At 64.3% G+C, this 18502-nt stretch carries 16 protein-coding genes; 9 read left to right on the top strand and 7 right to left on the bottom strand.

Annotation, left to right across the window (positions count from 1 at the left end; genetic code table 11):
• Positions 1-157: 157 nt before the first annotated feature.
• Positions 158-2413, top strand: coding sequence for an endopeptidase La (gene lon, locus BH93_RS26060; RefSeq protein WP_242459261.1), 2256 nt, complete (start codon positions 158-160; stop codon positions 2411-2413).
• Between the two features lie 87 nt (positions 2414-2500).
• On the top strand, positions 2501-4459 hold the full coding sequence (locus BH93_RS26055; RefSeq protein ID WP_037172512.1) for an ABC transporter ATP-binding protein: 1959 nt from the start codon (positions 2501-2503) through the stop codon (positions 4457-4459).
• On the opposite strand, the gene BH93_RS26050 is transcribed toward BH93_RS26055, so the two are convergent.
• From BH93_RS26050 to BH93_RS26040, 3 genes are all read right to left on the bottom strand, one after another.
• Positions 4381-5370: an iron-siderophore ABC transporter substrate-binding protein gene (locus BH93_RS26050; RefSeq protein ID WP_037172513.1), complete on the bottom strand. Its 990-nt coding sequence runs from the start codon at positions 5368-5370 to the stop codon at positions 4381-4383. The two genes, BH93_RS26055 and BH93_RS26050, sit on opposite strands and share 79 nt — an antisense overlap.
• Positions 5371-5455: 85 nt before the next feature.
• A complete protein-coding gene (locus BH93_RS26045; RefSeq protein WP_032402152.1) occupies positions 5456-6670 on the bottom strand; it encodes a lipase family protein in 1215 nt (404 codons plus the stop codon).
• Between the two features lie 233 nt (positions 6671-6903).
• Positions 6904-9210 (bottom strand): ATP-dependent DNA ligase, encoded by a 2307-nt coding sequence (locus tag BH93_RS26040; protein WP_037172516.1) that lies wholly within the window; start codon positions 9208-9210, stop codon positions 6904-6906.
• A gap of 59 nt (positions 9211-9269) precedes the next feature.
• Between BH93_RS26040 and BH93_RS26035 the strand changes: the two genes are divergently transcribed.
• Positions 9270-9698, top strand: coding sequence for a type II toxin-antitoxin system Rv0910 family toxin (locus tag BH93_RS26035; RefSeq protein ID WP_032378553.1), 429 nt, complete (start codon positions 9270-9272; stop codon positions 9696-9698).
• Positions 9699-9783: 85 nt separating this feature from the next.
• On the opposite strand, the gene BH93_RS26030 is transcribed toward BH93_RS26035, so the two are convergent.
• The 4 genes from BH93_RS26030 to BH93_RS26015 form a co-directional block, all read right to left on the bottom strand.
• A complete protein-coding gene (locus BH93_RS26030) occupies positions 9784-11256 on the bottom strand; it encodes an HNH endonuclease signature motif containing protein (RefSeq protein WP_052064933.1) in 1473 nt (490 codons plus the stop codon).
• 133 nt (positions 11257-11389) lie between these two features.
• Positions 11390-11977 (bottom strand): hypothetical protein, encoded by a 588-nt coding sequence (locus tag BH93_RS26025; RefSeq protein WP_037172519.1) that lies wholly within the window; start codon positions 11975-11977, stop codon positions 11390-11392.
• Between the two features lie 22 nt (positions 11978-11999).
• Entirely contained in the window at positions 12000-12404 is a 405-nt protein-coding gene (locus BH93_RS26020; RefSeq protein ID WP_032378551.1) for a hypothetical protein, read from the bottom strand.
• The gene (locus BH93_RS26015) at positions 12397-12777 is read right to left on the bottom strand and encodes a hypothetical protein (RefSeq protein WP_032378550.1); all 381 of its coding nucleotides are present in this window, start codon (positions 12775-12777) and stop codon (positions 12397-12399) included. The genes BH93_RS26020 and BH93_RS26015 overlap by 8 nt, the downstream gene beginning before the upstream one ends.
• Positions 12778-13049: 272 nt before the next feature.
• Here BH93_RS26015 and BH93_RS26010 point away from each other — a divergent pair, with 272 nt between their 5' ends.
• Genes BH93_RS26010 through BH93_RS25985 form a run of 6 tightly spaced genes read left to right on the top strand, consistent with a single transcriptional unit; the run spans position 13050 to position 18500 of the window.
• On the top strand, positions 13050-13574 hold the full coding sequence (locus BH93_RS26010; RefSeq protein ID WP_027495238.1) for an MSMEG_0572/Sll0783 family nitrogen starvation response protein: 525 nt from the start codon (positions 13050-13052) through the stop codon (positions 13572-13574).
• A 9-nt stretch (positions 13575-13583) separates the two neighbouring features.
• Positions 13584-14639, top strand: coding sequence for an MSMEG_0568 family radical SAM protein (locus tag BH93_RS26005; protein WP_037172522.1), 1056 nt, complete (start codon positions 13584-13586; stop codon positions 14637-14639).
• Positions 14626-16053: an MSMEG_0567/sll0787 family protein gene (locus BH93_RS26000; protein ID WP_052064940.1), complete on the top strand. Its 1428-nt coding sequence runs from the start codon at positions 14626-14628 to the stop codon at positions 16051-16053. Before BH93_RS26005 ends, BH93_RS26000 begins: the two co-directional genes overlap by 14 nt.
• Entirely contained in the window at positions 16050-16931 is an 882-nt protein-coding gene (locus BH93_RS25995) for a carbon-nitrogen hydrolase family protein (protein WP_032378548.1), read from the top strand. Before BH93_RS26000 ends, BH93_RS25995 begins: the two co-directional genes overlap by 4 nt.
• On the top strand, positions 16924-17214 hold the full coding sequence (locus BH93_RS25990) for an MSMEG_0570 family nitrogen starvation response protein (RefSeq protein WP_037172524.1): 291 nt from the start codon (positions 16924-16926) through the stop codon (positions 17212-17214). The genes BH93_RS25995 and BH93_RS25990 overlap by 8 nt, the downstream gene beginning before the upstream one ends.
• A complete protein-coding gene (locus tag BH93_RS25985; RefSeq protein WP_242459074.1) occupies positions 17211-18500 on the top strand; it encodes an MSMEG_0569 family flavin-dependent oxidoreductase in 1290 nt (429 codons plus the stop codon). The genes BH93_RS25990 and BH93_RS25985 overlap by 4 nt, the downstream gene beginning before the upstream one ends.
• Positions 18501-18502 lie beyond the last annotated feature (2 nt).

Raw genomic sequence — 18502 nt, 5'->3', positions numbered from 1 at the left:
CGGCCGGTGTTCTGCCCACGGAGAACACCGGCCAGTAGCGGGAACATCACTACTGCTTTCGAAGTTGAGTCCCGATAGCTCAATCTTTGGAGGAGAAGTGACCGAAACCGTTCGTGTCCCCGTACTGTTCCTGACCGACCCGATAGTCCTGCCCGGAATGGTGGTGCCCGTCGAACTCGACGAGGCCGCGCGCGCCGCCGTCGATGCGGCGAAGGCCAGCAACGACGGCACGCTGCTCGTCGCACCCCGTCTGGAAGACCGCTATGCCGCGTACGGAGTCCTCGCGACGATCGTGCAGATGGGCCGCCTGGCCGACGGACGACCGGCCGCCGTCATCAAGGCCACGCGCCGCGCGCATATCGGCCACGGAGTCAGCGGTCCCGGTGCTGCCCTGTGGGTGGAGGCGGAGCCCGTGCCGGACGTGACCGCCAGTGATGACCTCAAAGCCCTTGCGGCCGAGTACAAACAGCTCGTCGTGGCGATGCTGCAACGCCGAGACGCCTGGCAGGTGATCGACTCGGTCAACAAGCTCACCGATCCGAGTGCCATCGCCGACACGGCCGGATATGCGTCCTACCTCACCGACGTGCAGAAGCGCGACCTTCTCGAAACCCCGGATGTGGCAACGCGTCTGGACTCTCTGATCGAGTGGACCAAGGCGCATCTCGCCGAGGTCGAGGTGAACGACAAGATCTCCGGCGACGTACGCGAGGGGATGGAAAAGACCCAGAAGGAATTCCTGCTCCGGCAGCAGCTGGCCGCCATTCGCAAGGAACTCGGCGAGGACGAGCCCGACGGTGCCGACGACTATCGTGGCCGCGTCGAGGCCGCCGACCTGCCCGAGAAGGTGCGCGAACAAGCGCTCCGCGAGGTCGGCAAGCTGGAGCGCGCCAGTGATCAGAGTCCGGAATCGGGCTGGATCCGAACCTGGCTCGACACCGTGCTCGACCTACCGTGGAACAACACCACGACCGACAACACCGATATCGATTCTGCGCGTGCCGTTCTCGACGCGGATCATCACGGACTCGACGATGTGAAGGATCGGATCGTGGAGTACCTGGCCGTCCGTGCGCGACGCTCCGAACGGGGCCTGCAGTCCGTCGGTGGGCGCGGATCCGGTGCCGTCATGGTGCTCGCGGGCCCACCCGGGGTGGGCAAGACCTCACTCGGCGAGTCTGTTGCACGTGCGCTCGGACGTACCTTCGTGCGCGTCGCTCTCGGTGGCGTTCGAGACGAGGCCGAGATCCGTGGGCACCGTCGCACCTACGTCGGCGCACTGCCGGGCCGAATCGTGCGGGCCATCGGCGAGGCGGGATCGATGAATCCCGTTGTGCTGCTGGACGAGATCGACAAGGTCGGTTCGGACTACCGCGGCGACCCGAGTGCCGCACTGCTCGAGGTGCTGGACCCGGCGCAGAACCACACGTTCCGTGATCACTACCTCGATCTGGATCTCGACCTGTCCGACGTGGTGTTCCTCGCCACGGCCAATGTGATCGATCAGATTCCCGGGCCGTTGCTCGATCGCATGGAACTGGTGACCATCGACGGATACACCGAGGACGACAAGGTCGTCATCGCGCGGAACTACCTGCTTCCTCGTCAGATGGACAGGGCAGCAGTCACGTCCGAGGAGGTGACGGTGACCGACGCCGCACTGCGCAAGATCGCTGCCGACTACACCCGCGAGCCCGGGGTGCGGCAGCTGGAGCGGTTGTTGGCAAAGGCCCTACGTAAGGTGGCGACGAAACTCGCGGGTACCGCCGACGTTCTGGAGATCGACGAGCCGGATCTGGTGACCTACCTCGGTCGTCCACGCTTCACGCCCGAGGCGCACGAGCGAACGGAAGTGCCGGGTGTGGCAACGGGTCTGGCGGTCACCGGACTCGGCGGCGATGTGCTGTTCATCGAGGCGGCCTCCACCGACGGCGATCCCGGGTTGAAGCTCACCGGTCAGCTGGGCGATGTGATGAAGGAATCCGCGCAGATCGCGTTGTCCTATGTACGTTCGCACGCAGCACAATTCGGTGTCACGCCCGAATCGCTCGATCGCAGCATTCACGTGCACGTTCCGGCGGGCGCGGTGCCGAAGGACGGCCCGTCGGCAGGCGTGACCATGGTGACGGCACTGGTGTCGATGGCCACCGGACGGCCGGTGCGATCGGATGTCGGCATGACCGGTGAGGTCACGTTGAACGGTCGGGTGCTGCCGATCGGCGGGGTGAAGCAGAAGTTGCTCGCTGCGCAACGAGCGGGGCTGAAGACGGTGTTCATTCCGGCTCGCAACGAACCGGATCTGGACGACGTGCCCGCAGAAGTGCTGGAAGCGTTGGACGTCCGACCGATGACCGACGTCGCCGACATTCTGGCGCTCGCGCTGGAACCGGTGGCAGCATCCGCGGCGGCTTGATCGTGGCGAGAGGAGCCGCGCTTGACCTCGAGCTATGTCGAGGTTCTACCGTGATGACATGAGGGTGACTGACATGAGGGTGCTGCCATGAGCATGGAGATGACCGCCTGGAACCAGATGTATCGGTCGATGAACAGGCCCGATACCCAGTCGTCGTTCTCGAAGGAGACGGCCCGCAGGATCCTGACGTTCGCGGCACCGCATCGTCGCGCTCTGGGCGGGTTCCTGGTGCTCAGCGTGGCCTCCGCTGTTCTCGCGGTGGCCACGCCGGTACTGGCGGGCCGAGTGGTGAACGCCATCGTGGACGGACGAGAGCTGCGCGTGGTGGTGCTGCTGGCAATCGCCATCGCGGCGATCGCTCTGGTGGACGCCGTGGTCGGTCTGATCAATCGGTGGCTCTCGGCGAACATCGGCGAGAGCTTGATCCTGGATCTGCGGACGGCGGTGTTCGACCATGTCCAGCGCATGCCGATCGCCTTCTTCACGCGGACGCGCACCGGTGCGCTGGTGAGCCGGCTCAACAACGATGTGATCGGAGCGCAGCGCGCATTCAGCACCACGCTGTCCGGGGTCGTCAGCAACTTGGTGACGTTGGCGTTGACGTTGGTGGTCATGATCGGAATTTCCTGGCAGATCACGCTTCTCGCGCTGATTCTGCTGCCGGTGTTCGTGCTTCCCGCGCGACGGATGGGTCGACGCCTCGCTCGGCTGCAGCGTGAAGCGGCAGCGCACAACTCGGCGATGAGCACGCAGATGACCGAGCGATTCTCGGCTCCCGGCGCGACGCTGGTGAAGCTGTTCGGTCATCCCGAGCAGGAATCGGTCGAGTTCGCGGTACGCGCCCGGCGCGTGCGCGACATCGGCGTTCGCAGTGCCATGGTGCAAACGGTGTTCGTGACGGCACTGACGCTGGTCTCGGCACTGGCTCTGGCCGTGGTGTACGGCTTGGGCGGCTTTTATGCCCTCCGGGGGTCACTGGACCCGGGTTCAGTTGTGGCACTGTCGCTTCTGCTTGCGCGGCTCTACTCTCCCCTGACCGCGCTGGCGAGTGCGCGCGTCGAGGTGATGAGCGCACTGGTGAGTTTCGAGCGGGTCTTCGAGGTGCTCGATCTCGTTCCGCTCATCACCGACAAGCCCGATGCGAAGACCCTGCCTGCGGGGCCGGTGGCCGTCGAACTCGACGATGTTCGGTTCGCGTACCCCTCTGCGGACAAGGTTTCGCTCGCCTCTCTGGAAGAGGTGGCAACCTTGGATTCGCGCGGCGGAGAACAGGTTCTGCACGGTGTGTCGTTCCGCGCCGAGCCCGGCCAGATGGTGGCGTTGGTCGGGACCTCCGGTGCAGGCAAATCCACGATTGCGCAGATGATTGCCCGCCTGTACGACGTCGACGGCGGCGCCGTCCGCCTCGGCGGTATCGACGTGCGAGATCTGACGGCCGAATCGGTCCGCGGCACAGTCGGAATGGTGACCCAGGACGGTCATCTGTTCCACGAGAGCATCCGGTCCAACCTGTTGTTGCCCAGGCCCGATGCCACCGACGACGAAGTGTGGGATGCCCTGTCGAGGGCGAGGCTCGCAGATCTCGTTCGTTCCCTGCCCGACGGCCTGGACACGGTTGTCGGTGAACGTGGATACCGGCTCTCCGGTGGTGAGCGTCAGCGCCTGACGATCGCGCGGTTGCTGATCGCGCAGCCACGGGTCGTCATTCTCGACGAGGCCACGGCGTCACTGGATTCCACGTCCGAGGCCGCGGTGCAGGCGGCTCTGTCCGAGGCGTTGGAAGGGAAGACCTCGGTGGTGATCGCGCACCGACTGTCGACCATCAGGGCAGCCGACGTGATCCTGGTGATCGAGGACGGGCGAATCGCCGAGCGAGGCACGCACGACGAGCTCCTCGCGGCGGGAGGCCGCTACGAGGAGCTGCATCGGACGCAGTTTGCTCAGACGGGCAGGTCGGACCAGGCACTTCAGGGTGCCGGCACCACTGTGGACGGGTCGTCGTCGGTTGCCGCGGCGAGCATCGGGGTGAATCCGTCGATTGCGTAGTCCAGCGACAGCGGGCTCGAATAGCCAAGAGCCGAGGGCAGATCCGTGCTGAACGAGCCGATGTAGACCGTTCGATCCTGCTTCACGACGTCGAGGGCCGCGATCAGTGGGTTTGCCTGGAGCTGCTCGCGGCTCTGGCCGGCGATGACGAGGACGTCGGTATCGAGACGCCCGAGGTTCTCGGGACTGATCGTCTCGGATGCGTCGGGAATCTCGAAGCCGAGGTCGGTGAAGAACAGCGCCCGGATGTCGTCTTTGCCGAGTAGTAGGTAGCTGCCGTCGTCCATGACGAACGCGAGAGACAGTGACTTGCCGGTGAACTGGGGGTTCTCGGCCTCGGTGGTGGCGAACTTCTGCTCGAGCGTGGCCGTCTGGTCCTGTGCTTCCTGACTCTTGCCGAGGGCTTTGCCGACGACCGCGAACTCCTCTTGCCAGGTTGCCGCGGGCACGTTGTCGTAGCCGCCGATGTCGGCGATCGTCGGAGCCATTCCCGAAAGCTGGTCGTACTGGCCCTGATCGATGAAGGAGTACGGCCCGAGGATCAGATCGGGTGCCTGCGCGGCGATCTGTTCGAGGTTGAGGTCGGTGCTGCCGACCTCGGGAATCTCGGTGCCGCCCAGTGCCTCCTGGGCCCACGGGCGCTGCCGGTAGTCGTAGCTCAGGTTGCCGCGCGTCGCCACAGGCTTGACTCCGAGAGCGAGCGTGAAGTCCTGCTCGTTGAACCCGATCGTCACTACGCGGGTGGGCTCGGCGTCGACGACCGTCTCGCCGAAATGGTGCTCGATGGTGACGGGAAAGCCCGCCTCGCTTCCGGAATCACCGGCTGTGGCGGTTGTGTTGTCGGACGAACAGCCGACCGCCAGTGCCAGAACTGAGGCACCGGCGGCGACGAGCTGTACAGACTTCTTCATGTGATCTCCTCGCGCAGGAACTGAGCGAGGTTAGCCTAACCGACCTATCAAAGCTTCGATCACGTGCCATGGGTCGGTGGTGCGATCAGCAGTTGGTCGTGGCCGGCACACCCGCGAATCGCTGGTCGATCCATTCGAGGGCCTGAGGCAGGCCCAGCACCGCAGCGGTCAGGTGATCGTTGCTGGGCACCTTCACCTCGGTCACCAGTACCCCGGCGCGGCAGTATCGGGCGATTGTATTGTCGATTGCGCTGACCGGGATCAACGCATCGGTGGGGCTGTGCCACTCGAAATACGGTGCCTTCGGCACTCCGGGATACAACTCGACGCTGTTCTCGTTGACGGCCGCGATCATCTCCGGGCTGTTCATCAGGTCCAGCGTGCCGGCGACCTCCATGGCACTCTTGCCTGCGCCCGCGGCAATGATGTCGTTGGTGCACCCGTTCTGGATCTTGCTCTCGATCTCCTTACCCACCGGGTTGAGCTGAGAGCTGATCGGAATGCGGGTGGGGTACTCGCGTTCGATACCGAGCGCGGCCGCAAACGCGAGTCCGAACATGGGGTGCGGGGCAAAACCGAGATCGCGGGCCATGCGCTCGAGGTTCATCGGAGCGCCACCGTTCGCGCTGCCGACGATGTTCAGCTCGGGTGCGTAATCGTTCTGCAACGCCGCCGCCCATGCCGTGGCCATGCCGCCGCCGGAGTAGCCGGCCAACGCAACCGGGCTCTGCTGAACCTGGATGGGCTCGAAGCGCTGAGTGGCGCGAATGCTGTCGAGCACGATCTGCCCGCCGAGCTTGGCAGCACCGTAGGCGCTTCTCGGTCCGAGATGATCGGCGATGACGACAGTCCAGCCGCGCTGCAGGACAGCGTTCAGTGCCGGTGCCTCGCGAATCGCCAAATTGGGGTCATTGGACCAGAGTGCTTGTGAAGGTGCACATTCGAGACCGAGTGCATTGATGATGTGTTGGTAAGAAAGCAATGGGCCGTTGGGCGCTTTGTTATGCGGAACCATAATCGTATTGATTGCAGCAATGGGATCGCCCGCTGAGTCGGTCGAGCGGAACTTCAGCTGCCACACGTCGATATCGAAGAATCCGGGCGGCGGGGGCATGGGTCGGCTGGAGATCACATCTCCCGGTTGGAGGGCGTCCAGATCCGCAGGCGGCGCACCGAACCCGTCCGCGATGGGGGTCGGCATCAGTGGCTCCGCCGCCGCCTGACCTGCGCCGACGACCGACGAACACAGCAGTGCTACCGCCGTCATTCCGGCAGCGCCTGCCAATTTGAGAACCCGCATGTGTTAAACCCCTCCGTGCCTGAATCGAAACGACGCGCGTTCCGATGATCCGGCAAGCCCCCGTAGAGCCGGCCCGCAAATCGGTATAGCTGTTAGAGCGTGACTCGTTACGCTCCCCCCGGAAACGATAGGACGAACGGTACGCACTCGGACATTCTATGGCAACAGAAGAACGGTCTCTGTGCCGGTTTCTCTCGAAAGTGCCGAACGTCGTGTCGGGCGTGACGGTATCGCTATTCGGCAACGACGTCCCCGGGTGATTTGTCGGAGCGAAGACCGCGCCAACTCGGATGCCGTAGATGACCCGATTCGGTCGCTTCGTAGAACCGGACCTCACCGACGAGAGTCGGTTCCACCCACACCGCACCGTTCCTGTCGGCCGTGGGCAGCGCCGAGGAGAAGGGACTGTCCGACGTCTCGAGGGGCGTGAGAAGAGCGGCGAGAGTGTCGAGTGCACGGTCGTCGAACCCGGTTCCGACGCGACCCACGTAGCGAAGGCCGTCGCCGTCGGGTATCCCCATCAACAACGAGCCGAACCCGCCCGCGCGACGACCCTGGCCCCGACGCCACCCACCGATCACGACTTCCTGCGTCCGCCAGTTCTTGTGTTTGATCCACGTGTGGGCGCGCTTGCCGGGTTGGTAGACGGAGTCGGTTCGCTTGGCGACGACGCCTTCCCACCCACGTTCTCGGCTTTCGGCGATGGCATCCGCGGCGGAGCCGGTCAGTCGGGCAGGCACCAACACCGAGTCGAGTCCGGTGGTGAGCAGCTCGAGCAGCCGTCGTCGATCGGAGTACTTCTTACGCAGCAGTGAAGTGCCGTCGAGGTAGAGCAGATCGAAGGCGATGAAACGGATGTCGTCACGGTTCGCGTTCTGCAGCATCTCGAAGCTGCTGATGCCGTTGTCGTCGAACACGACGACCTCTCCGTCGACGACGGCATCGTGGTCGGAAAGGTCGTCCGCCAGAGATTGGAGCGCACCGAACTTCTCGCTGTAGTCGTTGCCGCTGCGGGTGCGGAGCGTCATGGACCCGTGTGTGAGTTCTGCGACGATGCGGAACCCGTCCCACTTGCCCTCGAACGACCACTCGTCGTCGCCGAGACCCAGAATGTCGCCGGCGGTGGCGAGCATCGGCGAGATGTTCTTGGCTGGGGTATTTTCGGTCGTCGCGCTCTCGGTCGTTGCGCTGGGTGCGTCCTTCATCAGATGCATCAGCCACTGGTTGCCCTTGGTGCGAATCAGAGCGAACCTGCCGCGGGCCTTCGATCCGTTCAGGACGACGATGACTTCGTCGTCGCGCCATTTCTCGAGCTCGTAGGTTCCGCTGTCCCAGATCGATACGTCGCCACCGCCGTACTCGCCCTTAGGTATCCGACCGGAGAACGTTGCGTATTCGAGTGGGTGGTCCTCGGTGTGTACCGCCAGCCGGTTCTGCTTGGGATCGTCCGGGATGTTCTTGGGGACGGCCCACGAGACCAGGACGCCGTCGTGTTCGAGTCGGAAGTCGTAGTGCAGGCGTCGGGCATGGTGCTCTTGGATGACGAAGGTGTCGTTGTCGCCCTGCGGCTCGGCGGTCGCGGGCACTGGCTCGGGAGTTCGGTCGGCGCTCCGCATGCTGCGATACTTGTCGAGTTTGTCTGTGGTGGTGTCGCTTTCGGGTCGCTTCTCGTCCGAGTTCACGGCGGGATCCAGGTCGGCGAGTAGATCGCCGATATCGGTGAGGCGCTCGAGCACTTCCTCGAACCGAAGCTGTTGCAGGCCAGGCGCTTCCAGCTCGTCCCAGGTGCGAGGTGCCGCGACGGTGGGGAGTGCTCGCCCGCGGAGTGAGTACGGTGCGACCGTCGTCTTCTTGCCGTTGTTCTGGCTCCAGTCGACGAACACTCTCCCGGTGCGCTTCGCCTTCGCCATGGTGGCGGTCACCCGATCCGGCGAGCGCTCTTCGAGCAGCGTGGCAACACGTTTCGCGACGGTGGATGCGCCCGACGTCGACAACGGCTTGTCGAGCGGAACGTACAGGTGAATTCCCTTGCTACCGCTGGTGACGGGATACGCTGTCATGCCGATATCGCCGATCAGATCCCTTATCTCGCAGGCTACTTCGGCGCACCGGGCGAGGTCGACGTCATCACCGGGATCGAGATCGAAGACCATGCGGGTGGCGGGGCCGGGCTCGGTGCCGTCGAATCGCCACTGCGGCACATGGGCTTCGATGGCTGCCTGTTGGCCGAGCCACGCCAGATCGGCCGCGGTGGAGAACAGTGGGTAGGTGACCACGCGATCCGAATGTTGCATCGACCGGCGATCGAGCCAGTCGGGTGCGGATGCTGCGAGGTTCTTCTCGAAGAACGAGGACTGGTCGACGCCGTTCGGCCAACGTTTGCGGGTCACGGCGCGGCCGACGAGGTGCGGCAGCATCGCATGCGCGGCGGCAACGTAGTACTCGATGATGTTGCCCTTGGTGGTGCCGGTGTCGGGGAACAGCACTTTGTCGAGGTTGGTGACGGAGACCTTCCGTCCTTCGATCTCGAGCGTGGCCATCGTCTCAGGTTAGTGGCCGACGTCAGAACCTGCGGGCAAGTTGTGACAGGCTCGATCTCATGGCGACGATCAGTGTCTCGGTACAGATGCCCGAGAATCCGCAGGGCGCGTGGGACAAGGCTTCCGCGCTCGACCGCTTCGACGAGTGGATGACCATCCACGGTGGGTGGTGCAGCCCACCACCGAAGAAGGTCGGCAAGGGCACCGAAGTGGAGTCGCTGGTGAAGGTCAAGGGTTTCAAGAACACGATCAACTGGACCTTCACGCAATACGACGAGCCCAAGCTGATCGAGATGTCCGGCCGCGGCAAGGGCGGGGTGCGAATTTCGCTGACCGTCCATGTGCGTGAGGCCGAGGGCGGTTCGGAGCTGACGCTCGACGCGAAATTCGGCGGGGGTGTGCTGTTCGGTCCGGTGGGATCGGTGGTGGCGCGGGCTCTGGACACCGATGTCAAGAAATCCGTTGCGAACTTGGCGGCGTTGAAGTGACCGATCCTTGCTGAAGTAGCTGCACGACAACCTCTTCCAGCCCCGCACCGTGTTCTCGGTGCGGGGCTGGTCTTGTTGTCGGTGGCTATGTGATGTGGGGGCCGGCTCGGGCGTGGGATTGTCGGGGTTGTCGGTAGGGGTCGACGGTGGCGGGTGGGATGAACCAGGGGTGGTTGTCTGCGGCGATGAACACTTCCCAATCCGAATGGTGGATGAGTCGGTGGTGGAATCCGCAGAGCAGGACGAGGTTGTTCATGTCGGTGGGTCCGCCGTCGGTCCAGTGCCAGATGTGGTGACCTTCGGTCCAGGCGGCGGGTTTGCCGCAGCCGGGGAACGCGCAGCCGTGGTCGCGGGCGGTCAACGCTCGTTTCTGTTTCGCGGTGACGGTGCGTGCGGTGCGGGCGAGGTTGATCGGGGAGCCGTTCTCGTCCATGACGATGGCGGTGAGGATGCAATCGCAGGCCAGTTGGCGGGACGTCTCGCGGGAGAGTGGTCCCATCCAGGGGAGCCACCCGACGGTGGTGCCGTCGCCGAACAAGTCGCGATACGCGCCACGATCGGCGGCCGGTCCACTGTCGCAACCGTCAGCGTCACCGTCGCTGCCTTCATCGCAATCATCGCTGCGGCCACTGGCACAATCATCGCTGCGGCCACTGGCACAACCATCGCTGCTGCTGCTGTCGCCATTACCACTGCTGCAGTCGGATTCGGTTGCGGTGCTGCCATTCTCGTTGCCGTTGCCGTTGCCGTTGCCGTTGCCGTTGCCGTTGCCGTTGCCGTCGCCGTCGTCCTGGCCTCGGCGGAGGTCGACGAGGTCGCGGAGGGTGATGTGCAGGTTGACGTGCGGCTTCTCCCCGCCTTCGGTGGGTCGGTTGCTGGAGGCGAGGTAGCGGTCGAGGATGTGCCCGAAGGCGTCGGCTCTGCGCCGGGCGGGGCTGCGTTCGTCGGGGGTGCCGTCGGCGGCCGGGCGGGGTTCGGTCAACGGTGACAGGGCGGTGAGCAGTTTTTCTCCGGTGATGGCGTCGAGATCCATCTTCGCCACGAGACGTCCGTTGAGGGTGGTGGAGGCGAAGAGTTCGTTGCGGTCGGTGTCGTCGGGTGGTTTCTTGGTGCCGTAGGTGTCTTCGAGTTTGGTGATCGCTGCGCGTAGTGGGCCGGTGCGGGCTCCGGGTCCGGTGGCGGCGGTCAGCAATGCTGCCCTGGCAATGTCCTGGCCTTCTTGCGGGAGGTTCTTCGGTGGTGCTTCGGCGAAGGCAAGAATCAACGCGGCGTGGTCGACGGAGATGCTGCCGGTGTTCACGGCGTCGGCGATGTCGGGGAAGTTCTTCAGTCCGCGGGCGAGAGCGACGATTTTGGTGGCTTTACCCGGGGAGAGCAGGGTGGTGGAGGTCAGCCACCCTGCAGGGCCGGGGAAGCCGAGCTTCTCGCGGGAGACGCGAGCATCGATCTCGGCAACGAGAGCAATGCGGTGGGCTTCCAGGAGTTGGATCTGGTGGGAGGCCGCGGTGGCGGCAGCGAGAAGCTCGCTTTCGCTTAGTTGCCAGATCGCGGTGGTCATGGCGATAAGTGTATCGAACGCCTGTTCGATAAGCAATGGTAGTCGAATCGAAAACTGTTGCCTTACACAAGGATTCGAGAAAGCAAACCTGTCGGTGGGGTGTGTTAACAGCCACGTCGAGAGTCGGAGATCTTCACGCTTCCTCGGGATCCCAGCTGACCGGACCGCGCAGACGTACCGTCGCATCGCTGTAGGGATCGAAATTCGACCTCGAAGTCGACGTACTCGGGGGCCGTACCGAACCGGGCTTCGAGGTCTGTGGACCGTTCGTGGTCTTCACGCGCGTCAACTCGCGTCGCATCGTCGCGGGCCAGATCTCGAAGAGATAGTCCTCGACCGGTTCGCTCACGTCCGAATCCCAATGGGTACCTCTACCTATCGAACTCACGCGAACTCCCAAAAAGCCGCTCACGGGCGGCGAGACCGTAGTCGCGTCCGTACCTACGTACCCCAGCGCGGAGACGAAAGTTAGCGTCGCGTCCACGGCGATCGAGACCTCGGCCGCGTCCTCCCACGACCCGTCGATTTCGACTGCTGGTGCTTGCGCTAGGACGTCGACGGCAACGCGAACGGGCCCCGATGCAATTCCCGTGTGGACGTGAATGCAGTTGTCGGAGGCGTCGATCAGCTCGCCGAGGGCGCCCGGGGGCACCGGCTCACTGTGCGCCGCTGCAAGCGAGAACAGGTGGTAATCGACATCGACGGTCGTCCAGGCGGTCATGGCCGATTCTGGCCACAGACCCCTACCGCTGTCGAGTCTTTCGCAACCACCACAGTCCCGCGATGGGGAGCACCACCGGGATGAAGACGTAGCCGGATCCGAAGTGCGACCACACCGTCGGCTCCGGGAAGTCCTGGGGCTGGATGTAGCTGAGGGTGCCGATGCCGATGACTCCGACGAGTTCGATGATGCAGGACACCGTCACCACGCGTCGGGATGCTTCGGTTGCCCTCGCCAGTCCCACTGTCGCGATGATGTAGACCACCGCAGCGAACGCCGACAGGAGGTACGCCACCGGTGCGTTGTCGAATCGGGTGGTGAGCTGCACTATCGAGCGCGATGTCGCGGCAACGGCGAACACCGCGTAGACGGCGATGAGAAAGCGCCCGAAGCCGGTGCGCGTCGCTTGCTGGAGGTTGTCAGGCATATCCGGCCCAAATCTGGCTCAGGCGCAGCACCATGGCTGCGAGGGTGAGGACGGCGACGAGCAGCACCGCTGTGCCGCCGCGGGAACGGTCTCCCAGGGACCACCACGTTCCCAATGGAAGCAGGAACAGCAGTCCGACGAGATAAGAGCCGAACGTCAACCGGTGTATCTCGCGATCCGAGGTGAACATCATGACGAACCCGATCACGGCCTGAAGCGCGACGACGGCCTCGGTGGCTGCGATCGTCCAGAACAGTGCTCGGTCGGCCTTGTTCTTCAACAGAACGGGCCGGTTCGTGGCGAGCTTCACGAGCACCCAGATGCCCACTACCAGGGACAACGCGTACAACAAGCCGGTGACGGCGCCGATCATCGTGTTCCTCGTCCTGCTCGCTATGGATGGGTGGACCGGCCTTCACAGTAGCCGCGTAACACCACGTCAACACTGTGAGGCCCTCGAAACACGGCGTTGTTCCGAGCGTGACCAACCGGAAATGGATGGGGCTTGTACTTGTCCCATGGCCGAAGAGGATCTGCTCTTTCGCCGGACATGACCTCTCTTCCTCAGGTGGCCATCGACGCCCACCGCATCTCGAGTAGTTGCCCATTGCATTCAGCCAGCTCTGCGAACCTCAGGAGACACCAGTGTCAGACCTCGACCAGTCCATCGCCGAGAACATCAAGAAGTCCCTCGAAGAGATCCCGCACCCGTCACTTCCCAAGGGCAGCAACATCTACGGCTCTACCAAGATCTTCCCCGACTACAAGGCCGAGAACGGCGAAAGCTACTTCACGCTGGTGCACGGCATCGCCCACGAGTCCTCGGTATCGTTCGTCGCGGTACTCCAGGCGACGCGGGCCCTGCGCAAGGGCTTCGAGTCGGCCATGTACTTCTACGGCCCCGGTGCCATCAATTGCCTTGCCACTCGCGGATTTCCGACCACCGGTGATTCCGGCTTCCCGGGCGAGCAGAACATCAACGATTCCCTTGCGACGTTCATCGCCGAGGGCGGCACGGTGTTCTGCTGCCGCTTCGGGCTGGCTCTGCACGGCGGTCGTGAAGAGGATCTCATCGAAGGTGTCATCCCGGCCCACCCCCTCGACGTGCAGGACGCGCTGATCCACTACGCGCGCAAGGGTGCCATCATCAATTCGACCTACATGGTCTAGGAGCGAACCATGTCGGTCAGTACGCGTGTAGATCTGGCGTTGCTCGGAATCCGAGGATCCACGCCGGTCTCGAGAACGGCAGGCGCCGGGCCGAGCGACGACGGGCATGTCACCATCGATGGCCTCGGCGCAGCCATCCCCCGCAATCCGCTCAGCCCGTACGTTCTCGAAGAGGGCCGAGTGTTGTTCGACGGCAACGACATCGGTCTCGATGTTCAGGCTGTCGACCGTCCGAAGTTCTACGATCTCGCCACCGCCGACGGGATCGGCTACGAAAAGATCGCCAAGCTCCATGGCTCCAACGTTCTCGCAACGACCGTGGTGCAGACGTGCATCCGTTACGACGCCGACCAGCGGTGCCGGTTCTGCTCCATCGAGGCCTCGCTCGAGGCAGGCGACACCATCGCCGTCAAGACCCCGGCGCAACTGGCCGAGGTGGCAGAGGCGGCGGTACGGCTCGACGGTGTCACCCAAATGGTCATGACCACAGGCACTTCGGCCGCGAAGGATCGCGGTGCCCGTCATCTGGCCCGATGTGTACGCGCCATCAAGGCCGTGGTTCCCGATCTGCCGATTCAGGTGCAGTGCGAACCTCCGGGTGACCTGCAGACAATTCAGGATCTGTACGACGCCGGAGCCGAATCCATCGGCATCCACGTCGAATCTCTCGACGACGACGTTCGACGCAGGTGGATGCCGGGCAAGGCGTCGGTCTCGATGGACGAGTACCGCGCGGCCTGGAGAGAGGCAGTCCGGATCTTCGGACGCAACCAGGTCTCGACGTACATTCTGGTGGGCCTCGGTGAGGATCCGGACCAATTGGTTTCCGGTGCTGCGGAACTCATCGAGATGGGTGTGTATCCCTTCGTCGTTCCGTTTCGTCCGCTTGCCGGCACGTTGGCAGTCGATGTCGATCGTGCGACGGCTCCGGACCGGGATGTACTCGAAAGCGTCACCCGACGCGTCGCCAAGGAGCTCCAGGCAGCAGCGATGCTCGGCTCCGATCAGAAGGCAGGCTGCGCGGCATGTGGTGCGTGCAGCGTCCTGCAGAATGCGGGAGGCTGAGATGTACGGGGTGGACGCGCAGGATCTTGCCGGATTGTCGGGCGCTGCAACCACTGTCGTCGAACCCAGGTTCATCGTGCAACCGTGCAAAGGCGCAGCGCAGCTGGACGCCTATCGTGCGCTCAGGAGAGCGACCTTCGTTGCCGAACAGGGCTTGTTCGCCGGCACCGATCACGACGACGTCGACGACGATCCGCGAGCAGTCGTTCTGGTCGCTACCGACCGGGACGGCACTCTGCTCGGTGGAGTACGTCTTGCTCCCTGCACCGCAACGGATCTGGGATGGTGGGCCGGCAGTCGCCTGGTGGTGTCTGCTTCGGCGCGCACCTCCGGTGTCGGTCCTGCACTGGTTCGCGCAGCCTGTGCGCATGCCGAGAGCCGAGGTGTACTTCGGTTCGATGCAACGGTGCAGAAGCGCAACGAGAGACTGTTCACCGGTCTCGGGTGGACCAGACGCGGCGACGTCGAGGTGGCCGGTACCCCGCATGTGGCGATGTACTGGCCCATCGACCGAATCGAACGGCTGGTGTCGTCGACCAAAGCGATGCTCGCCGGTGTGCTCGCACCCCTGAAGGCACAGCCGCTCGGGCTCGGGGCCAAAGGCTTTCGAGGCGACGACGGGGTACCGGTACCGGGCAGTGACATGATCGCTGCCTGCGACGCAATCATTCCCTCGATGGTCGATCGTGACCCGGAGTGGGCCGGGTGGTGCGCGGCCCTGGTGAACTTGAACGACCTCTCTGCCATGGGAGCCCGAGCCGTCGGCATGCTCGATTCCGTCGGCGCACCCACACAGTCCCGACTGACTCGCATCATTCGCGGACTCGCCAATGCCTCTGCGGCATGGCAGGTCCCGGTACTCGGTGGCCATACCCAGGCCGGGGTGCCGTCCTCACTGTCGGTCACTGCTCTGGGGCGCACAGCGAACCCGGTGCGGGCCGGCGGCGGCAACGTCGGCGACCGGCTCACGCTCACCGCCGATATCGAAGGTGAATGGCGACGCGGATACTTCGGTCAGCAATGGGATTCGTCCTCGCGACGCAACACCGAGGAACTGACAGCTATGGCGTCGTTCGTCGCCCGAACAGCGCCCAAAGCAGCCAAGGACGTCTCGATGGCCGGCCTGGCGGGCACTACCGGGATGCTGGCCGAGGCAAGCGGAACCGGTGCCGTACTGGACGTTTCCTCGATCCCGAAGCCCGACGCCGCGTCGATGGGCGAGTGGATCACGTGTTTTCCTGGGTTCGCGATGATCACCGCGGACCGTCCCGGTGCACCTGTTGCACCGTCCGGACCTGCACTGTCCGCAGTCTGCGGAGAGCTCACCGATATTCCGGGCGTCGCGCTGCGATGGCCCGACGGAATCACCACTCGCGCGGTCACGTCCACCGTGACCGGATTGGGAGAAGCATGAACGCCATCACCATCTCCGTTGCCGCAGCCGAATTCGGGCGCGACATGGAACAGAGCTACGCCACCATCGCCGCGTTGCTCGAGGAAGCGCGCAATCGCGGCAGCCAACTGCTCGTCCTGCCCGAAGCCTGCCTCGGCGGTTACCTGCCCAGTCTCGGCGGAGGCGACGAGACCGAGGAATCGAGGCAGCGTCGCTTGAAGGCACTGCCTCCCGCCCTCGAACTCGACGGACCCGAGATCAGACGCGTCATCGACATGGCGGGTGACACCGTCATCACCTTCGGCTTCTGCGAGAAGGACGGCGACACCCGCTACAACGCCGCAGTGACGGTCGACGGCAGCGGCATCCTCGGCTCGTACCGCAAGGTGCACCAGCCGCTCGGTGAAAACCTCTGCTACGACGCGGGAGACAGCTACTCCGCCTTCGATACTCCGGTCGGCCGAATGGGCATGCAGATCTGCTACGACAAGGGATTCCCCGAAGCCGCCCGCGAACTTGCCCTCGACGGTGCCGAGATCGTCGCCTCCATCTCCGCATGGCCGACGGCACGTACCGCGACCGTGGAGAACATGGAGGAGGACCGCTGGAAGCAGCGCTTCGACATCTACGATCGCGCTCGTGCGCTCGAGAACCAGATCATCTGGGTCGCGGCGAATCAGGCCGGCACCTTCGGATCCTTGAGATTCGTCTGCAGCGCCAAGATCGTCGGGCCCGGCGGGGAGATTCTTGCCGGCACCGGCGTCGAGCCGGGGCTGGCGACGGCCACCGTCGACGTCGATGCGCTCATCGGGGCGGCACGTGGCGGCGGTATGTACAACCTGCGTGATCGCCGGCCGTCGGTCTATCGGACCATCACCAAGGAGCCGGTCCATGCCTGAGATGTCGTTCGTCGTTCGTTGGCCCGATGGGCGCGAACAGTCCTGCTATTCACCGTCGCTGGTGATGCACGATTACCTGACGCCCGGTGCGGAGTACACGGTCCAGGACTTCGTCGAGCGCACGTCCGAGGCGCTGACGGTGGCGAGTGATCGAGTACTCGCGAAGTTCGGTATGCGGTGCACCTCGGCCGCACAGCAGATGGAAGAGATTCACGGCGTCAGCGCTTCGTACCGGGCCGGTGCCGTTCGCGTACTGAGCATGTCGGGAGCTGAATTGCTGTGAATCCGAACAGTGTGACAGCGCACCACAGTGCGATAGAAAACTACTCCGTGATCGTCATCGGCGGCGGGCAGGCCGGCCTGTCCATCAGCTGGCATCTGACGCAGCGCGGCGTCGAACATGTTGTGTTGGAGCGTGACACGATCGCGCACGAGTGGAAGGACTCCCGCTGGGACAACTTCACTCTGGTGACTCCGAACTGGCAGTGCGCGCTGCCCGGGTACTCCTACGATGGTGACGATCCCGACGGATTCATGCAGCGCGACGAGGTCTACGCCTTCGTGCGTCGTTACGCCGAGAGCTTCGATGCGCCGGTGCGAGAGCATGTTTCGGTGGATCAGGCCTTGCAGTCAGCGGATGGTGGTTTCGACCTCCAGACCTCTGCCGGACCGATGCATGCCGACCAGATCGTCGTTGCGGTCGGCGGTTACCACATCCCCACCATTCCGCGATTCGCCGAGAAGCTTCCACGGGACATCGTCCAGATCCACTCCTCCGAATACCGCGGCTCGCATCAGTTCCCGGACGGGGACGTCTTGGTCGTCGGCACCGGCCAGTCCGGCGCGCAGATCGCCGAGGACCTACATCTCGACGGCCGACGCGTCCACCTGGTGGCCGGCACCGCTCCCCGCGTCGCACGCTTCTATCGCGGCCGCGACTGTGTCGCCTGGCTGCACGACATGGGCGTCTACGATGTCTCCATCGAGGATCAACCCGGTGGCGTCGGCAAACGCGAGAACACGAACCACTACGTCACCGGCCGTGACGGTGGTCGAGACATCGACCTGCGTGCATTCGCCACCGAGGGCATGCAGCTCTACGGTCGATTGCTCGGAGTGGAGGACGGCGTGCTGCAGTTCGCGCCCACGCTCGGGGCGTCCCTCGATGCTGCGGATCGTGTTGCCGAGAGCATCAAGGACAACATCGACGCGTACATCGAGCGCGAGGGCATCAGCGCGCCCACCGAGGAGCGCTACGTACCGGTGTGGCGCCCCGAGGTCGAGACCACCGAACTGGATCTCGCTACCTCCGACGTCACGGCCGTCGTGTGGTCGGTGGGCTTCCGCACCGACTATCGGTGGCTGAAGGTCGGGGCCTTCGACGGGGAGGGCCACCCGACGCACAACCGAGGCGTTACCTCGGTCTCCGGCCTGTACTTCCTCGGCCTGCCGTGGCAGCACACCTGGGGCTCGGGTCGTTTCGCCTCGGTGGCCCGAGATGCCGCGTTCCTGGCGGATCAGATCGGTCTCGAGATCAGTGCCGCACAACCCCAGAGTCAGATGGTCTGAGC

The sequence above is a fragment of the Rhodococcoides fascians A25f genome (assembly GCF_000760935.2).
Taxonomy (GTDB): Bacteria; Actinomycetota; Actinomycetes; order Mycobacteriales; family Mycobacteriaceae; genus Rhodococcoides.
The sequence above is the reverse complement of the archived record's forward strand: the minus strand, read 5'-3'. Positions and strand labels throughout refer to the sequence as shown.